Origin of the sequence: Winogradskyella poriferorum (assembly GCF_050618035.1) — a bacterium.
Classification (GTDB): domain Bacteria; phylum Bacteroidota; class Bacteroidia; order Flavobacteriales; family Flavobacteriaceae; genus Winogradskyella; species Winogradskyella poriferorum_A.
On record NZ_JBODPY010000001.1, the window covers coordinates 51053 to 76126 of the forward strand.

At 34.6% G+C, this 25074-nt stretch carries 26 protein-coding genes; 15 read left to right on the forward strand and 11 right to left on the reverse strand.

The window, feature by feature from the left end; all coding sequences use genetic code 11:
- Nucleotides 1-83: 83 nt before the first annotated feature.
- The 3 genes from ACRHOC_RS00255 (at nucleotide 84) to ACRHOC_RS00265 (ending at nucleotide 3187) form a co-directional block, all read left to right on the forward strand.
- Nucleotides 84-851 carry a M48 family metalloprotease gene (locus ACRHOC_RS00255; RefSeq protein ID WP_431156483.1) on the forward strand — a complete coding sequence of 256 codons (768 nt, stop codon included), beginning with the start codon at nucleotides 84-86 and terminating at the stop codon, nucleotides 849-851.
- A 368-nt stretch (nucleotides 852-1219) separates the two neighbouring features.
- Complete coding sequence (gene gpmI / locus ACRHOC_RS00260; RefSeq protein WP_431156484.1) at nucleotides 1220-2737, forward strand: 2,3-bisphosphoglycerate-independent phosphoglycerate mutase; 1518 nt, start codon at nucleotides 1220-1222, stop codon at nucleotides 2735-2737.
- 42 nt (nucleotides 2738-2779) lie between these two features.
- Nucleotides 2780-3187 (forward strand): BT0820 family HAD-type phosphatase, encoded by a 408-nt coding sequence (locus tag ACRHOC_RS00265; RefSeq protein ID WP_431156485.1) that lies wholly within the window; start codon nucleotides 2780-2782, stop codon nucleotides 3185-3187.
- On the opposite strand, the gene ACRHOC_RS00270 is transcribed toward ACRHOC_RS00265, so the two are convergent.
- Nucleotides 3188-4453 carry an acetyl-CoA hydrolase/transferase family protein gene (locus ACRHOC_RS00270; protein WP_431156486.1) on the reverse strand — a complete coding sequence of 422 codons (1266 nt, stop codon included), beginning with the start codon at nucleotides 4451-4453 and terminating at the stop codon, nucleotides 3188-3190.
- Between the two features lie 123 nt (nucleotides 4454-4576).
- Here ACRHOC_RS00270 and map point away from each other — a divergent pair, with 123 nt between their 5' ends.
- Genes map through ACRHOC_RS00285 form a run of 3 tightly spaced genes read left to right on the forward strand, consistent with a single transcriptional unit; the run spans nucleotide 4577 to nucleotide 6486 of the window.
- A complete protein-coding gene (map, locus tag ACRHOC_RS00275; RefSeq protein ID WP_431156487.1) occupies nucleotides 4577-5395 on the forward strand; it encodes a type I methionyl aminopeptidase in 819 nt (272 codons plus the stop codon).
- The gene (locus tag ACRHOC_RS00280) at nucleotides 5392-5715 is read left to right on the forward strand and encodes a cupin domain-containing protein (protein WP_431156488.1); all 324 of its coding nucleotides are present in this window, start codon (nucleotides 5392-5394) and stop codon (nucleotides 5713-5715) included. Before map ends, ACRHOC_RS00280 begins: the two co-directional genes overlap by 4 nt.
- A gap of 6 nt (nucleotides 5716-5721) precedes the next feature.
- Nucleotides 5722-6486, forward strand: coding sequence for a class I SAM-dependent methyltransferase (locus ACRHOC_RS00285; protein ID WP_431156489.1), 765 nt, complete (start codon nucleotides 5722-5724; stop codon nucleotides 6484-6486).
- A 100-nt stretch (nucleotides 6487-6586) separates the two neighbouring features.
- On the opposite strand, the gene ACRHOC_RS00290 is transcribed toward ACRHOC_RS00285, so the two are convergent.
- Both ACRHOC_RS00290 and ACRHOC_RS00295 read right to left on the reverse strand, forming a co-directional pair.
- The gene (locus ACRHOC_RS00290; protein ID WP_431156490.1) at nucleotides 6587-7567 is read right to left on the reverse strand and encodes an FAD:protein FMN transferase; all 981 of its coding nucleotides are present in this window, start codon (nucleotides 7565-7567) and stop codon (nucleotides 6587-6589) included.
- Between the two features lies 1 nt (nucleotide 7568).
- Entirely contained in the window at nucleotides 7569-7943 is a 375-nt protein-coding gene (locus ACRHOC_RS00295) for a Na(+)-translocating NADH-quinone reductase subunit F (RefSeq protein ID WP_431156491.1), read from the reverse strand.
- Between the two features lie 249 nt (nucleotides 7944-8192).
- On the opposite strand from ACRHOC_RS00295, the gene ACRHOC_RS00300 reads away from it, so the two are divergent.
- The 4 genes from ACRHOC_RS00300 to ACRHOC_RS00315 all read left to right on the forward strand — a co-directional run bounded on the left by ACRHOC_RS00300 (nucleotide 8193) and on the right by ACRHOC_RS00315 (nucleotide 10898).
- Nucleotides 8193-8528 carry a hypothetical protein gene (locus tag ACRHOC_RS00300; RefSeq protein WP_431156492.1) on the forward strand — a complete coding sequence of 112 codons (336 nt, stop codon included), beginning with the start codon at nucleotides 8193-8195 and terminating at the stop codon, nucleotides 8526-8528.
- Nucleotides 8529-8570: 42 nt separating this feature from the next.
- A complete protein-coding gene (locus ACRHOC_RS00305; protein ID WP_431156493.1) occupies nucleotides 8571-10007 on the forward strand; it encodes an SLC13 family permease in 1437 nt (478 codons plus the stop codon).
- A 2-nt stretch (nucleotides 10008-10009) separates the two neighbouring features.
- Nucleotides 10010-10384, forward strand: coding sequence for a cupin domain-containing protein (locus ACRHOC_RS00310; RefSeq protein ID WP_431156494.1), 375 nt, complete (start codon nucleotides 10010-10012; stop codon nucleotides 10382-10384).
- Between the two features lie 64 nt (nucleotides 10385-10448).
- Nucleotides 10449-10898, forward strand: coding sequence for a Na(+)-translocating NADH-quinone reductase subunit F (locus ACRHOC_RS00315; protein WP_431156495.1), 450 nt, complete (start codon nucleotides 10449-10451; stop codon nucleotides 10896-10898).
- 102 nt (nucleotides 10899-11000) lie between these two features.
- Here ACRHOC_RS00315 and nqrF read toward each other — a convergent pair whose 3' ends face one another.
- The 6 genes from nqrF to ACRHOC_RS00345 are packed head-to-tail and all read right to left on the reverse strand — an operon-like array spanning nucleotide 11001 to nucleotide 17052.
- Nucleotides 11001-12308, reverse strand: a complete 1308-nt coding sequence (gene nqrF, locus ACRHOC_RS00320) for an NADH:ubiquinone reductase (Na(+)-transporting) subunit F (protein WP_431156496.1) — start codon at nucleotides 12306-12308, stop codon at nucleotides 11001-11003.
- Between the two features lies 1 nt (nucleotide 12309).
- Nucleotides 12310-13035 carry an NADH:ubiquinone reductase (Na(+)-transporting) subunit E gene (nqrE, locus tag ACRHOC_RS00325; protein WP_431156497.1) on the reverse strand — a complete coding sequence of 242 codons (726 nt, stop codon included), beginning with the start codon at nucleotides 13033-13035 and terminating at the stop codon, nucleotides 12310-12312.
- Between the two features lie 45 nt (nucleotides 13036-13080).
- Nucleotides 13081-13725 (reverse strand): NADH:ubiquinone reductase (Na(+)-transporting) subunit D, encoded by a 645-nt coding sequence (locus ACRHOC_RS00330; RefSeq protein ID WP_431156498.1) that lies wholly within the window; start codon nucleotides 13723-13725, stop codon nucleotides 13081-13083.
- 2 nt (nucleotides 13726-13727) lie between these two features.
- Nucleotides 13728-14471, reverse strand: a complete 744-nt coding sequence (locus tag ACRHOC_RS00335) for a Na(+)-translocating NADH-quinone reductase subunit C (protein WP_431156499.1) — start codon at nucleotides 14469-14471, stop codon at nucleotides 13728-13730.
- Nucleotides 14472-14473: 2 nt separating this feature from the next.
- On the reverse strand, nucleotides 14474-15700 hold the full coding sequence (locus tag ACRHOC_RS00340) for an NADH:ubiquinone reductase (Na(+)-transporting) subunit B (protein ID WP_431156500.1): 1227 nt from the start codon (nucleotides 15698-15700) through the stop codon (nucleotides 14474-14476).
- On the reverse strand, nucleotides 15700-17052 hold the full coding sequence (locus tag ACRHOC_RS00345) for a Na(+)-translocating NADH-quinone reductase subunit A (RefSeq protein WP_431156501.1): 1353 nt from the start codon (nucleotides 17050-17052) through the stop codon (nucleotides 15700-15702). Before ACRHOC_RS00345 ends, ACRHOC_RS00340 begins: the two co-directional genes overlap by 1 nt.
- A 163-nt stretch (nucleotides 17053-17215) precedes the next feature.
- Here ACRHOC_RS00345 and ACRHOC_RS00350 point away from each other — a divergent pair, with 163 nt between their 5' ends.
- From ACRHOC_RS00350 to apaG, 3 genes are all read left to right on the forward strand, one after another.
- Entirely contained in the window at nucleotides 17216-18466 is a 1251-nt protein-coding gene (locus tag ACRHOC_RS00350; RefSeq protein ID WP_431156502.1) for a DUF5103 domain-containing protein, read from the forward strand.
- Between the two features lie 67 nt (nucleotides 18467-18533).
- Entirely contained in the window at nucleotides 18534-19910 is a 1377-nt protein-coding gene (locus ACRHOC_RS00355; protein ID WP_431156504.1) for a pyridoxal phosphate-dependent decarboxylase family protein, read from the forward strand.
- Between the two features lie 61 nt (nucleotides 19911-19971).
- Nucleotides 19972-20358, forward strand: coding sequence for a Co2+/Mg2+ efflux protein ApaG (gene apaG / locus ACRHOC_RS00360; RefSeq protein WP_431156505.1), 387 nt, complete (start codon nucleotides 19972-19974; stop codon nucleotides 20356-20358).
- Here apaG and ACRHOC_RS00365 read toward each other — a convergent pair.
- Nucleotides 20355-21362 carry a DUF6695 family protein gene (locus ACRHOC_RS00365; RefSeq protein ID WP_431156506.1) on the reverse strand — a complete coding sequence of 336 codons (1008 nt, stop codon included), beginning with the start codon at nucleotides 21360-21362 and terminating at the stop codon, nucleotides 20355-20357. The two genes, apaG and ACRHOC_RS00365, sit on opposite strands and share 4 nt — an antisense overlap.
- 147 nt (nucleotides 21363-21509) lie before the next feature.
- Here ACRHOC_RS00365 and pruA point away from each other — a divergent pair, with 147 nt between their 5' ends.
- Complete coding sequence (pruA, locus tag ACRHOC_RS00370; protein ID WP_431156507.1) at nucleotides 21510-23138, forward strand: L-glutamate gamma-semialdehyde dehydrogenase; 1629 nt, start codon at nucleotides 21510-21512, stop codon at nucleotides 23136-23138.
- Between the two features lie 50 nt (nucleotides 23139-23188).
- Here pruA and rsmG read toward each other — a convergent pair whose 3' ends face one another.
- A complete protein-coding gene (rsmG, locus tag ACRHOC_RS00375; protein WP_431156508.1) occupies nucleotides 23189-23818 on the reverse strand; it encodes a 16S rRNA (guanine(527)-N(7))-methyltransferase RsmG in 630 nt (209 codons plus the stop codon).
- Nucleotides 23819-23961: 143 nt separating this feature from the next.
- Here rsmG and ACRHOC_RS00380 point away from each other — a divergent pair, with 143 nt between their 5' ends.
- Nucleotides 23962-25062, forward strand: a complete 1101-nt coding sequence (locus ACRHOC_RS00380; RefSeq protein WP_431156509.1) for a fatty acid desaturase family protein — start codon at nucleotides 23962-23964, stop codon at nucleotides 25060-25062.
- The last annotated feature ends 12 nt before the right edge of the window (nucleotides 25063-25074 follow it).

Below are 25074 nucleotides of genomic sequence, written 5' to 3' on the forward strand. Positions count from 1 at the left end.
ACTAATTACACTACCAATAAAGATGACTTTTAGATAAGTTATGTGTCTAACTTTTGTAACTTATTCAACCAAATTAAACCTTTATGAGAAGAGGCAGTTTTAAAATCAGACTAATTATAGGATTAGCGATAGTTGCATTTGCATTTATACGTCGATGCAGCCAACAAGAAGTTAACCCTTACACAGGTAGAACCCAAGCTATTTCATTAACTCCAGAACAAGAAATTGCAATTGGATTACAAAGTGCTCCTGGTATGGCACAACAACATGGTGGTCTTCACCCTGATAACCGTTACCAGGTCTTGGTAGATAATGTTGGGAATAAACTCGTTCAAAATAGTATAGCCGAACAAACCCCTTATAAATATGAATTTCATTTATTGGCCGATCAACGTACTATCAACGCGTTTGCCTTACCTGGAGGACAAATATTCATTACTTATGCCTTATTCTCAAAATTGGAAAATGAAGATCAATTAGCTGGTGTATTAGGGCATGAGATTGGCCATGTTCTAGGTAAACACTCCAATGAGCGTATTACGGATTCCAAATACTGGCAAACTCTTATCATGGGAGCAGGAGCAATTGATATGGGTGCCGTAGCACAACAGGTTGGCCAAGGAACACTATTAAAAAACGGAAGGGATGATGAATTAGAGAGTGACGAATTAGGCGTTCATTTTATGATAGATGCTGGCTACAATCCAGAAGAGATGATTGGTGTAATGAAAATACTAAAAGAAGCCGCTGGCCCGAATCGAGTACCAGAATTTCAGAGTACGCATCCAGATCCAGAAAATAGGATAGAACATATTAGAGATGCCATTAGAAAATACAAAAATGCGTCTTAGACTAAGACGCATTTTTCAACTAACTAACTCAAATAATTGTCTATTTTAGACATTTATGATTTTTAATAATCAATAACTATACCTTTTATTGAAATAGGTTTCATTTATCTCACAAATTGAAACCAAGACTTATATCTTTTGATATACCAAATAGACGACATAAATCTAAATCTGTTACAATACTGTGCATGAAATAACAGAATATTAACGATTTGAAAACAAATATGTTAAGATCGTCCTAATTTCTTTTTGTGAGAATACATATCCTTTATAAAAAAATAAGAATTAAATAACTCAAGATTTTTTTAGTGAAGCAATTTGTTATCACTGATGATATAGTATATTTGAATTCCTAAGTTTTTTAAAAGATGAACAAAAAAGTCATTTTAATGATATTAGATGGTTGGGGTAAATCTCCCGACCCAAAGGTTTCTGCAATTGATAATGCTGAAACTCCATTTATAGATTCCCTATACAAAGATTTTCCAAATGCCAGTCTTAGGACTGATGGTCTTCATGTTGGTTTACCTGAAGGTCAAATGGGTAATAGTGAAGTTGGACATATGAATCTTGGAGCTGGTAGAATAGTATATCAAGATTTGGCTAAGATTAATCTTGCAGTCGAAAACGACACTTTAAAAGATGAAAAAGTACTTCAAGACGCATTTGAATTTGCTAGCAAAAATGACAAAAAAGTGCATTTACTTGGATTAGTGAGTGATGGAGGTGTTCATTCGCACATTAATCATTTATTTGGATTAATAGATGTCGCAAATACTTATGGTATTGAAGATTTATATGTACACGCATTCACTGATGGTCGCGATGTTGATCCGAAATCGGGTTATGGTTTTATATCTGATTTAGAAGACCATCTCAATAAAACTACCGGAAAACTAGCTACAGTTTCAGGACGCTATTATGCAATGGACAGAGACAAACGCTGGGAACGTGTAAAACTGGCTTATGATGCTATCGTTGAAGGAAAAGGTGTTCCTTCAACAAATATACTTGCGTCTATTGAATCTAGTTATGAAGATGATGTCACTGACGAGTTCATTAAACCAATTGTAATATCAGATAATCAAGGTAATCCAACAGCAAGGATTGAAGAAGATGATGTTGTTATTTTCTTCAATTTTAGAACAGATAGAGGAAGACAGTTAACACAAGTATTATCTCAAGAAGATTTTCATGAGTATAATATGCACAAACTGAAGCTTTACTATGTGACACTGACAAACTATGATGACAGTTTTAATGGTATAAACGTTGTATTTGAAAAAGACAACCTTAGTGAAACACTAGGAGAAATATTAGAAGCAGCAGGTAAACATCAGATAAGAATTGCTGAAACTGAGAAATATCCTCATGTTACCTTTTTCTTTTCTGGTGGACGCGAAGAACCATTCGCAAATGAACAAAGGATTCTTAGAAACTCACCAAAAGTGGCCACTTATGATTTAAAACCAGAGATGAGTGCTTATGAACTTAGAGACGCATTAGTACCAGAATTACTAGAAGGTACAGTAGACTTTGTTTGTTTAAATTTTGCAAATGGTGACATGGTGGGTCATACTGGTGTTATGGAAGCTGCGATAAAGGCCTGTGAAGCTGTTGATGTTTGTGTAAAAGATGTGGTTACTACAGCATTAAATAGCGATTATACAACAATTCTTATTGCGGATCATGGCAATTGCGAAACTATGATAAATCCAGATGGAACACCGCATACAGCACACACCACAAACCCAGTGCCAGTGATATTAATTGATAAAGATTTAAAGGCAATCAAAGATGGAATACTTGGTGATATTGCACCAACGATTTTAAAACTTATGGGTATACCACAACCCGAAGCAATGACACGTCATAGTCTTGTATAATTTTTGTTTTTTGATATATTTATACCATAATCACTATTGGTAATGAAATTAAATGAACGATTGATAATAGCAGTAGATTTTGATGGTACGATTGTAGAAGATGCTTACCCTAAAATTGGTAAAACCCGCATTTTCGCTTTTGAAACATTGAAACGATTACAAGAAGATGGGCACCGATTGATTCTTTGGACGTATAGAAGTGGCACAAAACTTAGAGAAGCTGTAGAGTTTTGTCAAAAAAACGGCATTGACTTTTATGCTGTGAACGCAAGTTTTCCTGAAGAAAAATTTGATTACAGTAGGAGCCGAAAAATCCACGCAGACTTATTCATTGATGACAGAAATATTGGAGGTATTCTTGGATGGGGTGAAATCTATCAAATGATAACCAATGAAACACCAAATATCAATTCTAAAAAAGGGAAAGGCCTTTTTGGATGGTTTAAATAACTAAACCAGCTCAAAGTAAGCCTTATCAATCTCCTCCCTGTGGTCTGGGTGTGCAATATTAACTAAACCCTTAACACGCTCTTTAATGGTTTTTCCATATAGATTAGCAACACCATATTCGGTTACGACATAATGCACATGCGCTCTTGTAGTAACAACACCTGCACCTGGTTTCAGTGTTGGAACAATTCTGCTAATTCCATGTTTCGTAACAGATGGTAGTGCAATAATAGCTTTACCGCCTTCACTTAAGGATGCACCTCGGATAAAATCCATTTGCCCACCGACACCAGAATACATTTTAGAACCAATAGAATCAGCACATACCTGTCCTGTCACATCCACTTCCACGGCCGAATTAATAGCAACCATTTTAGGATTTTGTTTTATAACAGAGACATCATTTACATAATCTGAAGATCGCATCTCTACAAAAGGATTATCATTCACATAATCATATAAACGTTGTGAACCCATTAAAAATGTTGCCAAAGCTCTACCTGGATTTACACCTTTGTAATTACCATTAATAACATCCTTTAGAATTAAATCGATTACACCATCTGAAAACATTTCAGTATGTAAGCCTAAATCTTTGTGGTTATGCAGACGCGTTAAAACAGCATTTGGAATATTACCAATTCCCATTTGAAGCGTACTTCTATCATCAATAAGCTCAGCAATATAATCGCCAATTCTAGTTTCGACATCTGATGGCCCTGTAACCGGAAATGCTGGAAGTGGAACATCTACCTCAACAAATGCATTAATCTCAGTGACATGGATAATACCGTCACCAAATGTTCTTGGCATTTGCTTGTTCACTTGGGCAATCACATAATCAGCATTATCAATTGCAGCTAAAGTCGCTTCAACCGATACTCCTAACGAACAATAGCCATGTTTATCGGGCACACTTACATGAATAAGTGCCACATTGATATCAACAATATTTCGTTTGAATAGCAGAGGAAGTTCACTTAAGAAAACAGGTGTATAAGATCCATTGCCTGCGTGCAATGTATGTCTTACGTTTCTACCAATAAAAAAAGAGTTAACATGAAAACTTTCAGCAAGTTCTGGATTGGCATATGGTGCATCGCCTTCAGTATGTAATTGACAAATCTCTACATTTCGTAATTCCTCATGGCGAGAAGCCAAAGCCTCAACCAGAACAGACGGCACTGCTGCTGCTGCTTGGATATAAATCTTATCATTTGATTTAACTACTTTTAATGCTTCTTCTGCACTTACTGTTCTATACATTGATCTACGATTTAGATTACAAACTTACCTTAGAAATTATTGATAAAAACTGTCTTTTATCATATTTTAATAAAATTAGAAAATTGTTATAATTCTCTATCTTTGCCTCCTAATTAGCGTAGCATGATAATCGTAAAAACAAGAGAAGAAATTGAGTTAATGCGTCAAAGTGCACTGGTTGTTTCTAAAACTCTAGGCATGTTGGCGAAGGAAGTTAAGGAAGGTGTTACTACCAATTATCTCGATAGAATTGCAGAGGAGTATATTAGAGATCAAGGTGCAATTCCTGGTTTTAAAGGATTATATGATTGCCCATCTACACTATTATGTAGCGTGAATGAAGCAGTGGTACACGGCCTACCAACAGATCGTCCTCTGGAAGATGGTGATATTGTATCGATAGATTGTGGCGCTCTGATGAATGAATTTTATGGAGATCATGCCTATACCTTCGAAATAGGTAATGTCGATGAAGCTACGAAGAAACTTATTAGAGTAACCAAAGAATCACTCTATGAAGGTATAAGACAATTAAAAGTTGGTAATAGAGTTGGAGATGTTGGATTTGCTATTCAGAAATATTGTGAGGCCGAAGGTTATGGCGTCGTTCGCGAGCTTGTTGGACACGGTTTAGGTAAAAAAATGCATGAAGATCCTGAAATGCCAAATTACGGTAAACGTGGTCGAGGTAAAAAATTCATCGAAGGAATGGTTGTTGCCATAGAGCCTATGATTAATATGGGAACACACAGAGTAAAACAACTGAAGGATGGTTGGACAATAGTTACTCAAGACGGGAAACCAAGTGTACACTTTGAACACGATGTTGCCATTATAGATGGTAAACCTGAAATCTTATCTACCTTCGGATATGTACACGAGGCATTAGGAATTACTTCTAACGAAGAAGACGAATTCAGACAAAAAGCTTTGGTGTTATGATGTTTGAAACTGAATTGTCCAAAATTGAAGCCAAAGAAATAATTAAGGGTTTTAAGGGGAAGTTTATTCATACCGATTCAATGACCGTTTCTTTTTGGGAGGTTGAAGCTGGTTCAGAGCTTCCGCTTCACAACCATATTAATGAGCAGGTTTCTCATATTATGGAGGGCGAATTTGAAATGACAATTGGAAATAAAACTAAAGTTTACACGTCTGGATCTATAATGGTAATTCCATCAAATGAAGAACATTCTGGTAAAGCCATTACCGATTGCAAGATTTTAGATATTTTCAACCCTCCTAGAGAAGACTATAAGTAATTTAATTTGAAATCTATTTTTAAGTTCATTCTTAATTTTATACCTAGACCTCTATTAATAAGGTTAAGTTACTTAGTCAGGCCAATTTTTGCATTTTTTCTTAAAGGAGATTTATATACAGACCCTATCGATGGTAGGAACTTTCGGAAATTTTTACCTTACGGTTATGGTACCCAACGACCTAATGTATTATCACCATCTACCCTATCTCTAGAGCGCCATAGGCTGTTATGGCTTTTTTTAAAAAATGAGACTCCATTTTTTAAAGACAACTTTTCTTTACTACACTTTGCTCCTGAACAATGTTTTTATAAACGTTTTAAAACCTTTACTAACATAGACTACACAACCACAGATTTAAATTCTCCTATTGCTGATGTAAAAGCTGATATATGTAATCTACCATTTAAAGAAAATCAATTTGACGTGATTTTATGTAATCATGTATTAGAACATATTCCTGATGATAAAAAAGCCATGGAAGAACTCTATCGTGTTTTAAAACCTAGAGGTTGGGGTGTTTTTCAAATTCCGCAAGACCTAAATAGATCAACCACCTTTGAAGATGACTCGATCACTGATAAAAAAGAACGCGCAAAGGTATTTGGACAATATGACCATGTACGCGTATACGGTAGAGATTATTTTGATAAACTAAGAACTGTTGGGTTTAAAGTAGATGAAGTTGACTATACAGCACAACTATCAAAAGAAGATGTAAATAGATATAGATTATCATCGGGTGAAATCATACCTTTTGTTAGAAAATAAAAAAGTTGCACCAAAAACGAACAAAGGCACAACTTTTTATAATTACAAATAGTGATTAATAGCAATTATAAGACACGGATAAATACATTAAGTCACCTTTTTATTCTGGAAAATTATTAAGACTTAAGGTCCGGAGGTTTTTTTCCTCATCTTCGTAAATAAGGTATACCTTTAATTCATCATGACGAACTAAAAACTCCTTGATCCCCTCAATACCCATAGCCTGAAACGCAGTCGCATAACCATCGGCCGTCATACAATCTGGAGCAATAACTGAGACACTTAGTATATTGGTTTTAGAGGGATAACCAGTTTTGGTATTAATAATATGTGCGTAGCGTCTTCCATCTTGGTCCAAGTTGAACTTTCTATAAGTTCCAGATGTAGCCATTGCACCTTTCATTAAACTAATAACTTTAGAGTAAGATTGTGTGCCATCAAAGTTTGGATCATCAATTCCTACAGACCATGGTTTTTGACGCTCTTGGTTAATACCAGAGACCCTTAAATCACCTCCTATATCCACCAAATAATTATCCACACCTTTAGACTCTAAAAACTCACCTATTAAGTCGATTCCGTAACCTTTAGCAATAGCATTAAACTCTAAGTAAGACGTATTTGGCTTAATTATTTTGTTGTTTTTTAAACCAACCCTATTAAATCCAACAAATTGAACTAAACTATCTATGGTAGTACTATCAGTTAAAAATTTATTTTTCTCCGCACCAAAATTCCAGGCATTAACAACATTGCCAATAGTAGGATCAAACGTTCCTTCAGTTAACCTATATATATCCTTCGAAGCCTGGAAGACACGCTTAAAGTGCTTATCTATAACAACATCTTCGTTTCTATTAAGCCTAGAAATATCAGAATTTGGTAAATACGTCGATAAAGACTTGTTTACCACGTCAAATAGACTGTCTATTTGGGTTATATAATTGACATCATCCTCTGCAGTATATTGTATATTAAATGCAGTACCAAAGACTGGACCCGTAAGTTTTATATTCTCCGGTTTATCTTCGGAGCATGTCATTAACAGAATGCAGAAAATTAAAACAAGACTCTTTTTCATTTTAGTTTAAATTCATATCGATTACTTGTATGCCATTATATTCTATCAGATATTCTTTATTTAGATAAATTGGTAAATCCTCACCATTTGGATTTCCTAATCCTACACCAGCATAGAGCACTTTCGCATTTTTTTCATATGCATGCTTTTTAAAGGTCTCCATCCAAACAACATCGTAATTATTAGGGTTTTCAGGTAACATTACAGCCCTAACAATAACGAAGAACCACTCCTTGTTTTGATCTATACAAACAAATTGTGGGTGCTTTTTCAATTTACTATTTACAGCCACAAACTCAAATCCTCGGGATTCTAAATCCTTACCTACATGATTCATAGCTAAATTATGTAGCTCCTGTAAAGTCAATGCTTTCATACTGCAAAGATACGAAGATGTGGACAGAAATTATTCCCAATTACTATAGTAAAAGTAAATCTTAAAATGGCTTTTGTAATCATCAACATGAATAAGAGTAATAAAATTTGTTTAACTTTAAACAGCTTAGAATATGTATGATTGTAAAAAAACAATCCCTTGGTTAAAATAACCCTAACATACTCATACCTGATGGGCTTAAAAACAACATGATCTCATGTTAAAATTTAATTAGCTAAAAAAATAAAAATGGCCGCAGCAACAACCGACTGGACTAAGGAAGAATTAAAAATTTTTATTCTTATTTTTTGTGCGAGTGTCGACTCTAATGCCACAGAAGATGAAATTAATCTTATAAAATCAAAGACGTCACCAGACACCTATCTCAAAATGCATAATGCCTTTTCGGCACATACAGAGCAAGAGAGTATTGATAAGATAGAAGATTCTATTCATTTGCATGATTTTACAGAAATGGAACTTGCGGAGTTTAGACAGGAGATTTATAAGTTATTTTTGACGGACAGCAAATTTCATAGAAAAGAAAAAAGTCTTGATCGTATATTAGACAATATATTATACTAATGATAAATTATTTATTAATAGTATTGGCTTACTAATTTATCAATGAAGTCTCACCCAGTTTCCAAGCGTGTTGGACTCTTATTTGGTCCACTACTTTTTTTTGTAATTCAACTTTTACCATTTGATTTAATATCTGAAAAAGCAGATAGTGTTATCGCTATAGCGGTCTGGATGATTATTTGGTGGATTACTGAAGCTGTTTCAATATCAGTGACTTCACTTCTACCATTACTCTTATTTCCTATTTTAAAGATAATGCCAATGGGTGATGTTGGAGCCAATTATGGGAGTCCTATAGTCTTTTTATTCTTTGGTGGTTTTGTATTGGCCTTGGCCTTAGAGAAGGTTAATCTTCATAAGAGAATTGCGCTCACAATAATCAATAAAACAGGTACATCTCCAAATAATGTTATCCTAGGTTTTATGATTGCAACAGGATTTATGAGTATGTGGATTAGCAATACAGCGAGTACAGTTGTTATGTTACCTATTGCAATGTCTGTTATAAATATGTTGATTGATGATGAAGATGGATTTACAAAGAAGGATCGAAATTTTGCGCTAAGCGTTATGCTAGGAATAGCATTTTCCGCAAATGCAGGAGGTATTGCTACCGTAATTGGAACACCACCAAATTCCGTGCTCATTGGTCTTTTAGAAAATGAATATAACATCGAAATTTCATTTGTTAAATGGATGACACTTGGCTTACCATTTTCAACCATACTCATAGGTATTATTTATTTTATTCTAATAAAATTATTTCCTAACAAGGGACTACTCTTTAAAGCGAGTCAAAATGTGTTAAAAGAAGAACTGAAATCCTTAGGTAAAATTACTCCAAGAGAACGCCAAGTGTTAATTGTTTTTGCAGTGATTGTTTCTCTTTGGATTGGTCGCAGTTTATTAAACTCTATATTCCCATCTCTTCAACTTAGCGATACTATGATTAGTATATTGGGAGCCATTGCCCTATTTACCATCCCATATAACCTTAAAAAAGGTGAATTTATATTGGAATGGAAAGACACTCGTAATTTGGCTTGGGGTATTTTAATTTTATTTGGAGGTGGATTGGCACTAGCTAAAGGAATGTCATCTACAGGTATTGTAGATTTAGTGGCAAATTCCATTTCTACAAGCAATATAAACATCCTACTAACTGCAAGTTTATTAATAATACTTATGCTATTTATGACTGAGCTTATGAGTAATGTTGCGCTTACTGCAGTATTAGCTCCTGTTGTAGCAGGTATTGCAATAGGATTAGAGGTACCAATGCTTCATTTACTAATTCCTGTAACAATAGCAAGTAGTTGCGCCTTTATGTTACCAATGGCCACACCACCAAATGCCATAGTATTTGCTAGTGGCTACATAAAAGTAAAAGATATGGCGCGTGTTGGAATTATCTTAAATATCATCTCTGTGCTACTACTTATTTTAATGTTTAAACTCGTTATGCCACTCATCTTTTAGACATGAAATCGTGCTACTATATTTTACTTATTTTTCTTGCCTCTTTGTGCCTAAATTGTGAGAAAGCCAGTGAACTACCAGACCCCTTAGAAGCAGGATGGAATGGAGAGCCTGTTTGTGAAATTCTCGAGGATAACAAGGAACTACGCGTGCTAAAATGTACCTTTCCGCCAAATGTTGGACATGAATTGCATTATCACAACCCTCATATTGGCTATACTTTAACCGGTGGCAAATTTAGAATTACTGATTCCTCAGGAACTCGAGAGGTTGACGTCCCTACAGGATACACTTTTAAGAATGCAGAAAAAACAACGCATGAAGTTTTGAATATAGGCGAAACCACTGCAGTATTTCTCATAATGGAATATCGTTAAAATAAAGTTCTGCTTTGATACTGTTTTCTAATTTTAGTATCTTCATAGTAGAAAAAGAAAAACTATGAGTACAACTAAAAGATTCGATCTAGCAGTTAAAAAACTCTACCAAGCATTTCATAATAATACCCTCAATCCTGATGATTGCAAACACTGTGCTGTTGGTAATATTCTGAACAATAATGATAGCTGGAAACATTTGACTGATAAACATGGCTCAACTGAACTAAGTTACTTAGGCAGACTACATTTTAACTTAGGCAGACGATTTAATGGGTATAATCCACAAGAATTATTAATTATAGAAAAGTCATTTCTTGAAGGTTGTGGTTACTATGGATTTAAAAAAGGGAGTAAATTGTACAGACCCGAAAACATAAAAAATAAAGACATCTTATTCAATGGTCTAAGTGCAGTCGTTTCTATATTATGTGAACTCGATGGCAGTAAAAACATTATGGATTGTTCTGCTTTATTCGACTTTAAATCTCAAGAATTAGAACTTCAATATTAATTTTAAACATAAAAAAACCAGCACTTATAAAGCACTGGTCTATTTATTTTTCTAGATTCCTGCTTAACACAGACGACAAGTTTACTGAATGACGCTTAGTGACTATCCACCAAAGTCATCAAATCTAATATGTTCATCTGGAATACCAAAATCCTCTCCCATTTTCTGAACAGCTTGGTTCATTAATGGTGGTCCACAGAAATATAATTCTATATCCTCTGGCGCATCATGATGATTTAAGTAGTTATCAATTACACAGTTATGAATAAAGCCAACAAAACCATCACCTGCTTCGTCATTAATATCGCTTTTAACCTTCCAATTATCTTCCTCTAATGGTTCAGATAAAGCCATGTAGAATTTAAAGTTTGGAAAGTCTTTCTCTAATGCTCTAAAGTGCTCAATGTAGAACAACTCACGCTTAGAACGTCCACCATACCAATAGGTTACTTTTCTTCCTGTTTTTAAGGTCTTAAATAAGTGATATAAATGAGAACGCATTGGTGCCATACCTGCTCCACCACCTACATATAACATTTCACTTTCAGACTCATTGATAAAGAATTCACCATAAGGACCAGAGATAATAACTTTATCACCAGGCTTTTGAGCAAAAATATAGGATGACGCAACACCTGGATTAACATCCATCCATTGGTTCTTAGCGCGATCCCATGGTGGTGTAGCAATACGTACATTAAGCATAATTTCTCTTCCTTCTGCAGGATAAGAGGCCATAGAATAAGCACGCTCAACAGTCTCAGTGTTTTTCATAACTAAAGGCCATAAACCAAATTTGTCCCATTCTGCTTGGAACTTATCTGGTGTCTCATGTTCTTCAGGGTGAGCTGTAATATCTATGTCTGAGTACTTTATTTCACATGGTGGTATTTCAATCTGAATATATCCACCAGCCTTATAATTCATATCCTCAGGAATCTCAACAACAAACTCCTTAATAAATGAAGCTACGTTATAATTTCTAACAACAACTGCCTCCCATTTCTTGATACCAAATACTTCCTCTGGGATTGTTATTTCCATGTCCTGCTTTACTTTTACCTGACATGCAAGACGTGCACCATGTTGTAATTCCTTTCTTGAGAAGTGTGGTGTTTCAGTAGGTAATGCTTCACCTCCACCAGAAAGTACATGACACTCGCACTGAATACAAGTTCCACCACCACCACAAGCAGAAGGTAAAAATACTTTATTACTCCCTAGGGTATTTAATAAAGTTCCACCTGAAGCTACTTCTATTTCTTTTTCACCATTGATGGTAATTTTAACCGGACCAGATGGTGATAATTTTTGTTTTACAAATAACAGTAATGCTACCAACAATAGCGTTACTAATAAGAATGCCGCAACAGTAGTTGCAATAATTCCAAAATCAACTGCTAAAATCATACTATTCACTTACTTTGTTTAAGTTATCGGCTAATACTTTATCTTCTTCAGAAAGTTCAACTTTCTCTTCTACCTGAACTGTTGTATCTTCTTTTTTAGCCCCTTCATCGCCACCAGTTAACATACCACCAAAACTCATAAATCCGATAGCCATTAAACCAGTTATGATAAAGGTAATTCCTAACCCTCTTAATGGAGCAGGTACACTTGAATATCTAATCTTTTCTCTAATAGCAGCTATAGCTAAAATCGCTAAGAACCAACCTATACCAGAACCTATTCCGTAATTTAAGGCTAACCCTAATGTGGCAATTTCTCTAGATTGCATAAATAATGAACCACCTAAGATCGCACAGTTTACCGCAATTAATGGTAAGAAAATACCAAGAGAATTATATAATGATGGTGAGAATTTCTCAACCACAATCTCTACTAATTGTACCATTGTTGCGATGGTAGCAATAAACATTATAAAAGAAAGGAAGCTTAAATCATATTCAGCAAATTCTGGGCCTAACCATGTTAATGCTCCAGGTTGAAGAATATACTGATCTAACAACCAGTTTAAAGGTACTGTTATAGCAAGTACAAATATTACAGCGGCTCCAAGACCTACTGCTGTACTAACTTTCTTAGAAACCGCAAGGTAAGAACACATTCCGAGGAATGTAGCAAACACCATGTTGTCTATAAATATTGACTTAAAAAATAATTCTACGTGTTCCATATTATATTTTTTGAGATCCTAAAAACAATAGGACAATACTCCGTTTTAATCTTCTATTAATGCTTTATTTCTAGATCTTTGAACCCAGATAATAATTCCTACAACAATTAATGCCATTGGTGACAACAGCATAAAACCATTGTTTTCGTATCCTATACTATATAATCCAGTTTTAGCAATTGGATCTCCTAAGACAGGTATACCAAGTAATGTTCCAGATCCTAGTAATTCTCTAAAGAAACCAACTATAATAAGGATAACACCATACCCAAGAGCATTACCAATTCCATCTAAAAACGAACGCCATAATCCGTTACCTAAAGCAAAGGCTTCAAAACGACCCATAATGATACAGTTCGTAATAATTAAACCAACAAATACAGAAAGCTCTTTACTTAATTCGTAAGCAAAAGCTTTTAAAACTTGATCTACTATAATTACCAATGCAGCAACTACCGTTAACTGTACGATGATTCTAATTTTTGATGGAATAATATTTCTAATTGCAGAAATAACAACATTACCAACACCCATTACAAATAATACTGAAATGGCCATTACGATTGATGCTTTTAACTGTGCTGTAATTGCCAAAGCTGAACAAATACCAAGTACCTGAATTGTAATTGGGTTGTTATCCGCTAACGGATCTGTAATTAAAGCTGCATCTTTTTTTGAAAGTAAACCCATAATTAATTTAGTGTTTTAAAAAATGGTACATATAATGCTAAATCCTTCTTAATCATGGCTGCTACACCATCACCAGTAATAGTAGCTCCTGCTATAGCATCAACCTCATGATCGTTTTTATCCTTATTCGTTGGATCGGCATTACTTTTAGATACTGTAACACCTTTAAACTCTCCATTAGACATTAAATGTTCACCAATGAAATCATCCATAAAGAATCTTTCTTTGATATTAGCACCTAATCCAGGTGTTTCTCCTTTGTGATCAAAATATGCACCTTGAATGACCATATTCTCATCCATAGCAACGTACGCCCAAATAGCATCCCATAATCCTTTACCTCTAATTGGAGCGATGTAATAAGACTTACCATCCTTAACTCCAACAAATAAAGGTAATTGTCTAACACCACCTTTCTTTGCTTTATCCTGCTCTTTTTTTACATCAATTAGATAAGCATTATCATCTTCTTTAATCTCATTACCATTGGTAATGACTAATTGCTGTTTTATGTATTCATTGAACAATTCTGGCGCTTTATCTGTAGAAACAAATGACGCACTATTCTCTGTGTTTTCATTAACACCCATTGCGTACAAAATGTTCTGCTGTTTCTCTAATCTTTTGTTCTCAGTAATTCGCTCTTTTAATGAAGACGCTGTAAAAGCTAGTAAGGCTCCAACAACTACAACCATTCCAATGGCGAATACAACCGTATATATATTTGAATCTGTCTTGTTACTCATAACTATGCTACTTTAGCTTTTAGACGTTTCATTCTTCGCTTAACATTACCTTGCACCACATAATGATCGATAGTTGGCGCAAATACATTCATTAATAAGATAGCAAGGAAAACACCTTCTGGGTATGCAGGATTAAATACACGAATCATAATTGAAATGAAACCAATTAAAAATCCATAAATCCATTTTCCTTTATTTGTTTGTGATGCTGTTACAGGATCTGTAGCCATATAAACTGCACCAAATAATATACTTCCAATGATTAGATGTTGCCAGAATGGAACACTCATTAATCCGTAGAATTTGCTCGATTCACCAATCCAACCAGCATCAACAACACCATTAAAAATAAGACCCATTGCTAGAGCTCCTAATAAGGTACTCAACATAATTCTCCAGCTACCGATTTTAGAGAATATTAAAAATAATCCTCCAATAACAATTAAGAATTTTGAAGTTTCGCCAACAGATCCAGGTATTAATCCCCAGAACATGTCCCAATAATCAATACCTGCTAATGAGGTGTTTTGTGCGTATGCACCTAACAAAGTTTCACCAGAGATAGCATCTACGTTTTGACCACTCGCAATTTGATTGGCTCTTTCTACTGCACCATGTACCCATACCTTATCACCAGACATCCACGTTGGATAGGCGAAGAATAAAAAGGCTCTAATGGTCAAAGCAGGGTTTAAGATATTCATTCCTGTTCCACCAAAAACTTCTTTACCGATAACAACACCAAAGATTACTGCTACTGCTAACATCCATAATGGAATATCAACCGGTACAATTAGAGGTACTAACATTCCTGTTACTAAATAACCCTCTTCTACCTCGTGTCCTTTTATTACCGCAAAAATAAATTCTACTGCAAGTCCAACGCCATATGAAACTGCTACAAGCGGTAAAACCTTTAATAGCCCTATAACAAGATTATCCCAAGTCCAAAAAGAAGCACCAAGAAAACCATTGGCTGCATCTATTTCACCTAAGGCTAAATAATGTTGATATCCAGCATTAAACATACCAAAAATTAAACATGGTACTAATGCGATTATAACCGTATTCATTGTACGCTTTAAATCGTCGGCTGCCTTAACGTGAGTGCCACCATGAGTGGTCTCGTTTGGCATGTATAAAAAAGTAAAAAGTGCATTAAAAGCAGGTAACCACTTTTTATCCTTATTCTTTACTTTAAAATTGTGTAAATTCTGTTTTAAACCCATTATCCTATCTCTTTAAGCATTAAGTCTAATCCTTCTCTTATTATCTTTTGATGTGGTTGCTTTGAAACACAGATGAATTCTGTTAATGCAAAATCTTCAGGTGCTACTTCGTACATACCTAAAGCTTCCATTTCATCTAAATCTTTATACATACAAGCCTTTAGAATTTGCATTGGGTAAATATCCAAAGGAAATACTTGTTCATAACTTCCTGTCACTACAAACGCACGATGCTCGCCATTGGTGTTTGTATTAAGTTCATATTTTTTCTTCGGATTTAACCAAGAAAAAGTGAAGGCTCTAGACGTAGAAATTTTATTGAAAATTGGTTTATTCCAACCAAAGAATTCATAATCATCTCCCTCTGGAATTACAGTGATAACATTATTGTAATAATCTAAGTGACCATCTGGTGCAACTTGCTTTCCAGTAAGCACATTTCCAGAAATGATTCGGTCATTGCCATCTTTATCAACACCATTATCGTAAATCATAGTTGAAACCTCAGCACCAATTTTTGTTTTAAAGTATCTTGGCTTTTTAACTGACGAACCACCAAATGCAATAACGCGTTCTGCATTAAACTTACCAGTTAGTAGTAATTCACCTATAATTACTAAGTCTTGAGCATTTACAGTCCAAACGACTTCGCCTTTATTAATTGGATCTACTTTATTGATAAGAGTCCCCACATTACCAGAAGGATGTGGTCCTGAAACAGTATAAGTAGTTGCATTTTCAAGGCCTGCTAACGGTGAGTTAGTTCCTTTTCCTACTGAGATATGAACTCCACCACTTGTCAATTTAGAAAGTGCAGTTACAGCAGTTTGCAATTCTTCTTCTTTACCTCGAAGCGTATAATCTAAGTCTGCTGCCAATGGAGCACTTGCATAGCCTGAGATAAAAATTCCTTTCGGAGTACTCTCGGGATTTGCGACTACATCATATGGTCGTTGTTTGATGAATGCCCAACAACCAGATGCTAATAAATGTGCCTTAATTTTGTCAGCATCAGCAGATAGGTCAAATTTACCATGATCTAAATGGCTTTGCTCTTTGTCTGCCGTAATTTTTATCGCATCAATTCGTCTTCTTGGTCCACGCTGTATTTCAGTTATTTCTCCCGAAACAGGTGAAACAAACTTCATAGCTTCAAAATCCTTGTTATAAAAGAGTGTTTCTCCTGCTTTCACACGAGTTCCTTCTTTGGCAACAAGTTTTGGTATAATACTGTGGAAATCTTCAGGTCTGACGGAGTAAAAATTGCTTATTATCGCATTTTCAGTCGCTTTTTCGGCTTCGCCTACAAGCTTGATGTCTAAACCTTTCTTAATTCTGATGTCTTTTGACATATATATTAACGATTAGTTATCTAAAAATCCGTGCAAATTTACGAATTAATGATGAAAAATATTTCATTCTAAAACATCTTTTTTATTTATAGTGATTATAAATAACTTAAATATATGATAGGTATAGATTTTGATTATCTTTAGACACTGAATAGATTTTTACATGAAGAATAAGGCACTTAACCTTCTAGTCCTAATATTATTACCTGTTTTGGTAATGAGTCAAGCCGAGGAAATTACACCACCCGATTTTATTAAAACCATCACATTTAAAAGTAATACCACTCAAGGTCAATTACCAATTTTACAGTTAGGAGAACCCTTGATTTTAGAATTTGATGCACTCAATGCAAATGAAGAGGACTTTTATTATGTAATAGAGCATTTTAATTATGATTGGACACCTTCAGTTTTGGCTAAAGCTGAGTATTTAAGAGGTTTGGATAATCAAAGAATTCTTGAATATTATAATTCTTTCAATACGTACCAGGTCTATTCACATTATAAATTACAGATTCCTAATTTACAGACTCGTGCCATACTAAAAACAGGTAATTACATGATCTCAATTTTCGATGATTATGGCGAGCTTATGTTTAGTAGAAAGTTCATGGTCTATGAGGATTTGGTAAATGTTGGCGTAAACGTTAAGCGATCTCGAGATGTTAAGTTTGTAGCAGAAAAACAATCTGTAGATTTAGTTATTGCAACAAATAGTTTCAACTTCAATAATCCGCTAGAAACTATTAATACTGTAATTATTCAAAATAACAACCTAAATACAGCCATTTCTGGGCTTCGACCTCAATACACGCTAGGCAATCAGTTGATATATCGCTACGTTGAAGAATCTGCTTTTTGGGGCGGAAATGAGTACCTGTTCTTTGAAACCAAAGATGTTCGCGCAGCGAATGTTGGTGTTCAGTTCATCGACTTGCAAGAAATCTATGAAAGCTATTTGTTTACAAACACCCCAAGATGGGACCGACCGTATACTTATAATCCAGACATTAATGGAAATTTTCAAATTACCGCTATTGATCGAACTGATATAGACGTAGAAGCAGATTACACAATGGTCCATTTTTCTTTGCGCCATGAAGAATTAAAAGACAAAAATCTTCATGTTTACGGCAACTTTAATGCATTTGCCATTGAACCTTTAACCCAATTGATTTACAATGGAGAAAGTGGAAATTATGAAGGTATGTTGCGATTAAAACAAGGTTTTTACAATTATAAATTTGTGGCGGTAGACCAAAACACCAACCAAATAGATGAGGGTTTTGTTAGTGGAAACTTTTGGCAAACTGAAAATAACTACAAAGTATTAGTGTACTATAGAGATCTTGGTGCTAGATTTGATCGACTTATTGGATTTGGTGAGGCTACTTCCGTTAATATTTCAAATTAATTATGTAAGTTTCATTAACTTTTGAGACTAAATTTCAATTATTACATCCAACAAATTCGAAATTTTAATGCAAACCGATATCGTCCTATTTTCTGAATTATGTGATGAACTTTTTAAAGCTGAAATTAATCAGCCTGTAGTAGATCATATACCAACTTCAAAATTATATGAGCAACTGGATTTATCATTAAATGAAAATGGCCTCTTAGATAATGAGCTTGTTAATATTCTAAAAGATATAATAGCAAAAACTCCCAAAACAGCATCTAAACGATTTTTCAACCAACTGTTTGGTGGTAGAATTGGTAAAGCCACACTTGGCGATCTTTTGTCAGTGATGTTTAATAACAGTATGTATACCTATAAGGTCGCTGGGCCACAGGTTGGTATCGAAAAACAGGTTTTAAGAAATATTTCCAAATTAGCTGGATACGATGAAAATGCTAATGGAACATTTGCACCAGGTGGTTCCATGAGTAATCTCATGGCCTTGGTAATGGCACGCGATGCAAAAAACGAATACATAAGGTCAAAAGGAATTAGTAGAAAAATGACGCTATACACGTCTGAAGAATCACATTATTCTATAGCAAAGAATGCAGCATTAACTGGCATAGGACGTGACCAAGTAAAACTTGTAAAAGCAAATGAAAAAGGTGAAATGCTTGTGTCGCATCTCATCGAATTAATTGAGGTAGATATAAATAATGGTGATGTACCATTTTTTGTTAATGCCACTGCAGGAACAACTGTTTTAGGCGCTTTTGATAATATTGAAGAAATCAGTGCGGTTTGCCAATCCTATAACTTGTGGCTACATGTAGATGGTGCCTATTGTGGTGGTGTTATCTTCAGTAAAAAGTATAAACACCTTGTTGATGGTTTAGAAAAATCTGATTCTTTCAGCGTTAATGCTCATAAAATGTTAGGCACACCGTTGAGTTGTTCTATCATTGTGACTAAGCATAAAGGCCAGTTATATGAATCATTTTCAAACGATGCAGAATACCTTTATCAAACCGATGGTGATGACTTTAATTTAGGAAAAACCTCATTACAATGTGGTCGACGAAATGATGCGCTTAAAATATGGACACTTTGGAAATCTGTTGGAACTTCGGGACTAGAAAAAATAGTCGATAAACAATTTGAGCTCGCCGCATATTCAAGATCGTATATTATAAATCACAAAGATTATAAGCTTCATAGTTTTGAAGATTCAATTTCAGTATGCTTTAGTTATAAAGATATTTCTGCAAAAGATTTGTGTACCTCATTATATGAAAAAGCAGATCTGATGGTTGGGTTTGGCAAACACAATGAAACCGAATTTGTGAGAATGGTTACCATCAATACTTGCCTCGACAAAACAGACATTGACGACTTTTTCATCGTATTAGAAGCACATGTAGCCGAAAATATGTTAAAAAAACCTGTAGGATAGCCGAAAAATAAAGGCTTCTACAAAAAAATAGCTTATTTTAGCTTAGAATATTTTATTAAATATGGTACAACAAGTCACAAGTGGCATAAAAATTTCGGTTGAAACCAACTTTGAAGGTACTTTTTATAAAAATTATAAAGTACACTTTGCATTTGGCTATAAAGTGACCATAGAGAATCAAAGTAAAGACTCGGTTCAACTTAATTCAAGACACTGGAAGATTCTTGACGCCTTAAATAATGAGGAAATTATTGAAGGAGAGGGTGTAATTGGCAAAAAGCCAGTTTTAAAACCTGGAGAATCGCATACTTACAATTCTGGCTGTTTATTATCGTCTCCATTCGGTGCTATGCAAGGGCACTACAACATGGTAAATTTCACTAAAGCTAGCAAATTTAAGGTCTATATTCCGTCCTTTAAACTCAGTACACCATTTGCACTAAACTAGGCCTTAAAATCTTCTAAATATTTGAATTTGTAAAGTGTATCTCGTTGCAGGATATGGAAAAACGCACAGTTTGAATAATGCACAAATTCATAATCTGAATAAATATCAAAGGTGGTTTGGTCTATCTCATAAATACCATCACAATCGATATTTCCGTAAGGAGAAATTCGTCTAAATCTAAAATGATTTTTAGGGTTTAAGTTATAAATTTCGAACCAAGCACCAGCCGCAATTCCACTTAACCACTGGGCATGATTTGCCTTATTATCATTTGACTTTGGCAAGATTGTACCGACTAAACTTGGATTATAGCCTTTGAGTGTGTCGATAAAAAGACGTCTATTCTCTCGGCTTACAGTAGATTGAAAACTTCCAATATTGCCCATAGTATCTACTAAATATACCTCATCAAAAGTGTCTGCTATAACGACATTACCAATTGTACTCGGCGTAAACCATTTAGAACGTATTAAACGCTTCTTAATTTTTTCATCGTTCACAGAAGCTATTATTGCATCCGTTACAAAACGGGCACAATTACATGCATCCTTTATAAAAGCAGCATAGCGCATTAGACCTTTCTTTTGCATCATATCAATATGTTTCCTAGCTTTGGAATAATTGATAGTATTGCATACCGATGCATACAAATTCCCATCGCCATGCGTAAGTTTTGGATTGGTAGCAAGAAAGCTTAGAATCTCATTAAGATTTACAATTTCATCACCTTCAAATTTGGCTTTTAAAGGGAAGTTTAGCTCAAAATCCGTTTGCTTTCCCCGAACTCTTCCGTTTGGCTCTGAAGTGATATATCTGCCAAAATCATGATACTCTAGAATACCTGTTTTCTTGTCTATTAAAACAAGGGCCGCATGTCCTGCTCTAACATGTTTTTTACTTCCAATAAATGCAAATCTTAAGAATTTAGAATACCATTCATCAGCATGCGAGACAATTGTTTCGGGATAGGCTAAGGTTAATATTACGGCATTATTTTTTGACACAGATCAAATTAAAATAAAACACAGCAACTTACAAAATATAATATCGAATCATTAGCATTTCTATAACGTTTCAAAAGCTAATTCCAAGGATAAAAAATTGTAACTTTGCACTTTCAAAAAATCAATTCACTAAAAAATTAATACACCATGGGAAAAGGTTTCTTTAATGTTCCAATCGCAGTGAACGAACCTGTTAAATCATATGCTCCTGGCACACCAGAACGCGAAGCAGTTTTAGAGGCATACAAGCAAATGTTTAACAGTAAAGTAGAAGTCCCTTTATACATCAACGGTAAAGACATTAAAACAGGAAACACAAGAACGATGTCTCCTCCACATGATCATCAACATATAGTAGGAGAATATCATCTTGCTGAACAGCAACATGTTGATGATGCTATTGCAACTGCATTAGAAGCAAGAAAAACTTGGTCTCAATTACCTTGGGAGCACAGAGCTGGAATTTTTCTAAAAGCAGCTGAATTAATTGCTGGACCTTATCGTGCTAAGATCAATGCTGCTACGATGATAGCTCAGTCCAAGACCATTCACCAAGCAGAAATAGATGCTGCTTGTGAATTTATTGACTTTTTAAGGTTTAATGTTCAATTTATGACAGACATCTATGCTGAACAACCAGAAAGTACCAGCGATGCTTGGAACCGCGTAGAATATAGACCTTTGGAAGGATTTACTTATGCGGTAACACCATTCAATTTTACAGCTATTTCAGGAAATTTACCAGCTTGTATGGCTTTAATGGGAAATGTTGTAGTATGGAAACCTAGTGATAGCCAAGTTTATTCGGCAAAAGTTATAATGGATGTGTTTAAAGAGGCAGGTGTACCAGATGGTGTAATAAATGTGGTTTTTGGTGATCCTGTGATGATTACCAATACGGTACTTTCAAGCCCGGATTTTTCAGGTTTACATTTCACAGGTTCTACATTTATATTTAAAGAACTTTGGAAGCAGATTGGCGAAAACATCCATAATTACAAAACATATCCTAGAATTGTAGGTGAAACTGGTGGTAAGGATTTTATTATAGCACACAAATCAGCTAATGCTAAGCAAGTCGCAACAGCTATCTCTAGAGGCGCCTTTGAGTTCCAAGGTCAAAAATGTAGTGCCGCATCAAGAGCATATATACCTAAAGGATTATGGAATGATGTAAAAAATTATGTTTTAGAAGATATCAATTCATTTAAAATGGGGTCTCCTGAGGATATGAGCAATTTCATTACGGCAGTTATTCATGAAGGATCCTTTGATAAACTTGCAAAATATATTGACCAAGCAAAAACTGACTCAGATGCCGAGATTATTGCAGGTGGTGGTTACGATAAATCAAAAGGTTATTTTATTGAGCCAACTGTTATTGTGACTTCAAATCCTAAATACACTACGATGTGTACTGAATTATTTGGACCTGTTATAACGATTTATGTATATGAAGACAGTGACTATTCTGACACCTTAAAATTAGTAGATAAAACTAGCGAATATGCTTTAACAGGTGCCGTATTGGCAACAAGCAGATATGCGATTGATGAAGCAACCAAAGCTTTACAAAACTCTGCTGGAAACTTCTACATCAATGATAAACCAACCGGAGCAGTAGTTGGTCAACAACCATTTGGTGGAGCAAGAGCATCAGGCACAAATGATAAAGCAGGTAGTGCTCAAAACTTATTACGTTGGGTGTCTCCAAGATTAATTAAAGAGACTTTTGTTACTCCTACCGATTACAGATATCCTTTTTTAGGAGAGTAACACATAAATATTCGATAAAAAAAGTCCTTAGAAAAATCTAAGGACTTTTTTTATGGATTGTATTTCAAAGGAAGATGAATTACTTTTTTAGTTTGAAAAAAAGGTTCATCAAAATAATCTGACAGTAAGTAGGCTTTAACTGATTTAAAATCTTTTAGTTCATCCGTTAAGTTGCCACCCTTAAGGTAAAGAATACCATTCTTAAGAGTATTACTTTGCTTCTTTTTGGTCTTACCATTAACCCATTTTTTAAACTGTGGCATTGCGGTAACTGCTCTGCTAACAATAAAATCATATTTCTCGTCAATAACTTCGACTCTAGTATGGGTCGTCCTCACATTATTTAATCCTATCTCTTCACTGACAGCATTAATTACTTTAAGTTTTTTGTTAATACTATCAACAAGATGAAATTGACAATTTGGGAATAAAATAGCCAACGGTACGCCAGGAAACCCACCACCTGTACCTACATCTAAAATTGAGGTGTCGTCCGCAAAATTAATGACCTTAGCAATTCCTAAAGAATGTAAAACATGCCTTAGATAGAGTTCCTCAATATCTTTTCGTGAAATCACATTTATTTTAGCATTCCATTCTTGGTACAATGGTCCAAGAGCTTCAAATTGCCGTAGTTGTTTTTCACTTAATTCTGGGAAATATTTCTGTATTAAATCCACCTACTTCCTTTTTGGCAAAAATACGTTAATTTGTTTTTCAAAAATTAACGTAATAGGTTAATGTTTCGATTTATTAATTAATTATCTTTGACCTGTTACAATGTAATTTAATCCCTTGCGTTATAACGAAAACTAACGATTATATGGCACAACAAACTTTATCTTTTTCTAGAGCAGATTCAGCTAAATTTTTTAGAACCCTTAACAAACGCGTCAATAATTATTTTAAGGAAAACAATATTAGAAGAACAGGCAACTGGCAACTATGGGTAAAAACCATAATTATGTTTGCTATGTTCTTAACTCCTTACTTTTTATTATTAACCTTAGACATTCCAACTTGGGCACAAATTTTACTCACTGTAATAATGGGTATTGGTATGGCAGGTGTTGGAATGAATGTGATGCACGATGGTAATCATGGTTCTTTTTCAAATAAAGAGTGGATTAATAGACTAATGGGAAGTAGTATTTATATTCTCGCTGGAAATGTCTATAACTGGAAAGTACAACACAACGTATTGCACCATACCTACACTAATATTCATGGGCATGATGAAGACTTAGAAGCGGGTAGAATTTTACGTTTCTCAAAACATACAAAATGGCGTAAGCATCATAAATTTCAGCATTACTATAGTATTTTCCTTTATGGTTTATTGACCATAAACTGGGCAATTACAACAGATTTTCAACAAATGTATCGTTACATGAAGCGAAAATTGTCATATGGGAAATTTCCAAATCCTGTAGCCAACTGGAGTAAACTAGTAGTTTCAAAACTTATTTACATAAGTATGTGGATTGTCATCCCGATAGCTGTTACTGATTTAGCATGGTATGAAGTTTTAATAGGCTTCTTTATTATGCATTATGTAGCAGGACTTATTTTGAGTGTGGTATTTCAATTAGCACACGTAATGGATGAAGCTGAAATGCCTGTACCAGAAAAAGATGGCACAATGAAAAATACTTGGGCCATTCATCAGCTTAAAACTACTGTAAATTTCGGTGCTAAAAATTGGTTAATTAATTGGTATACTGGTGGTCTTAACCATCAAGTAGAACATCATATCTTCCCGCATATAAGTCATATTCATTATGGCAAAATTGCTAAGATTGTGAAGGATACTGCCAAGGAATTTAATTTACCATATAAAGAGTATAAAACTACAAGAAAAGCAATTGCAGCCCACTTTAGATTCCTAAAAGAAATGGGAATGCAACCTGCTTTACAATCATAATTCTATTACAAT

Bases quoted from the DNA above. Each gene is read 5' to 3' on its own strand.
- ACRHOC_RS00295 (WP_431156491.1), bottom strand. From the start codon at position 7,943: ATGAAAGCATTGACTTTACAGGAGCTACATAATTTAGCTATGAATCAT.
- ACRHOC_RS00355 (WP_431156504.1), top strand. From the start codon at position 18,534: ATGCAAACCGATATCGTCCTATTTTCTGAATTATGTGATGAACTTTTT.
- pruA (WP_431156507.1), top strand. From the start codon at position 21,510: ATGGGAAAAGGTTTCTTTAATGTTCCAATCGCAGTGAACGAACCTGTT.
- ACRHOC_RS00255 (WP_431156483.1), top strand. From the start codon at position 84: ATGAGAAGAGGCAGTTTTAAAATCAGACTAATTATAGGATTAGCGATA.
- ACRHOC_RS00300 (WP_431156492.1), top strand. From the start codon at position 8,193: ATGGCCGCAGCAACAACCGACTGGACTAAGGAAGAATTAAAAATTTTT.
- nqrE (WP_431156497.1), bottom strand. From the start codon at position 13,035: ATGGAACACGTAGAATTATTTTTTAAGTCAATATTTATAGACAACATG.
- ACRHOC_RS00270 (WP_431156486.1), bottom strand. From the start codon at position 4,453: ATGTATAGAACAGTAAGTGCAGAAGAAGCATTAAAAGTAGTTAAATCA.
- ACRHOC_RS00330 (WP_431156498.1), bottom strand. From the start codon at position 13,725: ATGGGTTTACTTTCAAAAAAAGATGCAGCTTTAATTACAGATCCGTTA.
- map (WP_431156487.1), top strand. From the start codon at position 4,577: ATGATAATCGTAAAAACAAGAGAAGAAATTGAGTTAATGCGTCAAAGT.
- ACRHOC_RS00290 (WP_431156490.1), bottom strand. From the start codon at position 7,567: ATGAAAAAGAGTCTTGTTTTAATTTTCTGCATTCTGTTAATGACATGC.
- ACRHOC_RS00350 (WP_431156502.1), top strand. From the start codon at position 17,216: ATGAAGAATAAGGCACTTAACCTTCTAGTCCTAATATTATTACCTGTT.
- ACRHOC_RS00280 (WP_431156488.1), top strand. From the start codon at position 5,392: ATGATGTTTGAAACTGAATTGTCCAAAATTGAAGCCAAAGAAATAATT.
- ACRHOC_RS00345 (WP_431156501.1), bottom strand. From the start codon at position 17,052: ATGTCAAAAGACATCAGAATTAAGAAAGGTTTAGACATCAAGCTTGTA.
- gpmI (WP_431156484.1), top strand. From the start codon at position 1,220: ATGAACAAAAAAGTCATTTTAATGATATTAGATGGTTGGGGTAAATCT.
- ACRHOC_RS00305 (WP_431156493.1), top strand. From the start codon at position 8,571: ATGAAGTCTCACCCAGTTTCCAAGCGTGTTGGACTCTTATTTGGTCCA.
- apaG (WP_431156505.1), top strand. From the start codon at position 19,972: ATGGTACAACAAGTCACAAGTGGCATAAAAATTTCGGTTGAAACCAAC.
- ACRHOC_RS00380 (WP_431156509.1), top strand. From the start codon at position 23,962: ATGGCACAACAAACTTTATCTTTTTCTAGAGCAGATTCAGCTAAATTT.
- ACRHOC_RS00265 (WP_431156485.1), top strand. From the start codon at position 2,780: ATGAAATTAAATGAACGATTGATAATAGCAGTAGATTTTGATGGTACG.
- ACRHOC_RS00340 (WP_431156500.1), bottom strand. From the start codon at position 15,700: ATGGGTTTAAAACAGAATTTACACAATTTTAAAGTAAAGAATAAGGAT.
- nqrF (WP_431156496.1), bottom strand. From the start codon at position 12,308: ATGATTTTAGCAGTTGATTTTGGAATTATTGCAACTACTGTTGCGGCA.
- ACRHOC_RS00310 (WP_431156494.1), top strand. From the start codon at position 10,010: ATGAAATCGTGCTACTATATTTTACTTATTTTTCTTGCCTCTTTGTGC.
- ACRHOC_RS00315 (WP_431156495.1), top strand. From the start codon at position 10,449: ATGAGTACAACTAAAAGATTCGATCTAGCAGTTAAAAAACTCTACCAA.
- ACRHOC_RS00335 (WP_431156499.1), bottom strand. From the start codon at position 14,471: ATGAGTAACAAGACAGATTCAAATATATATACGGTTGTATTCGCCATT.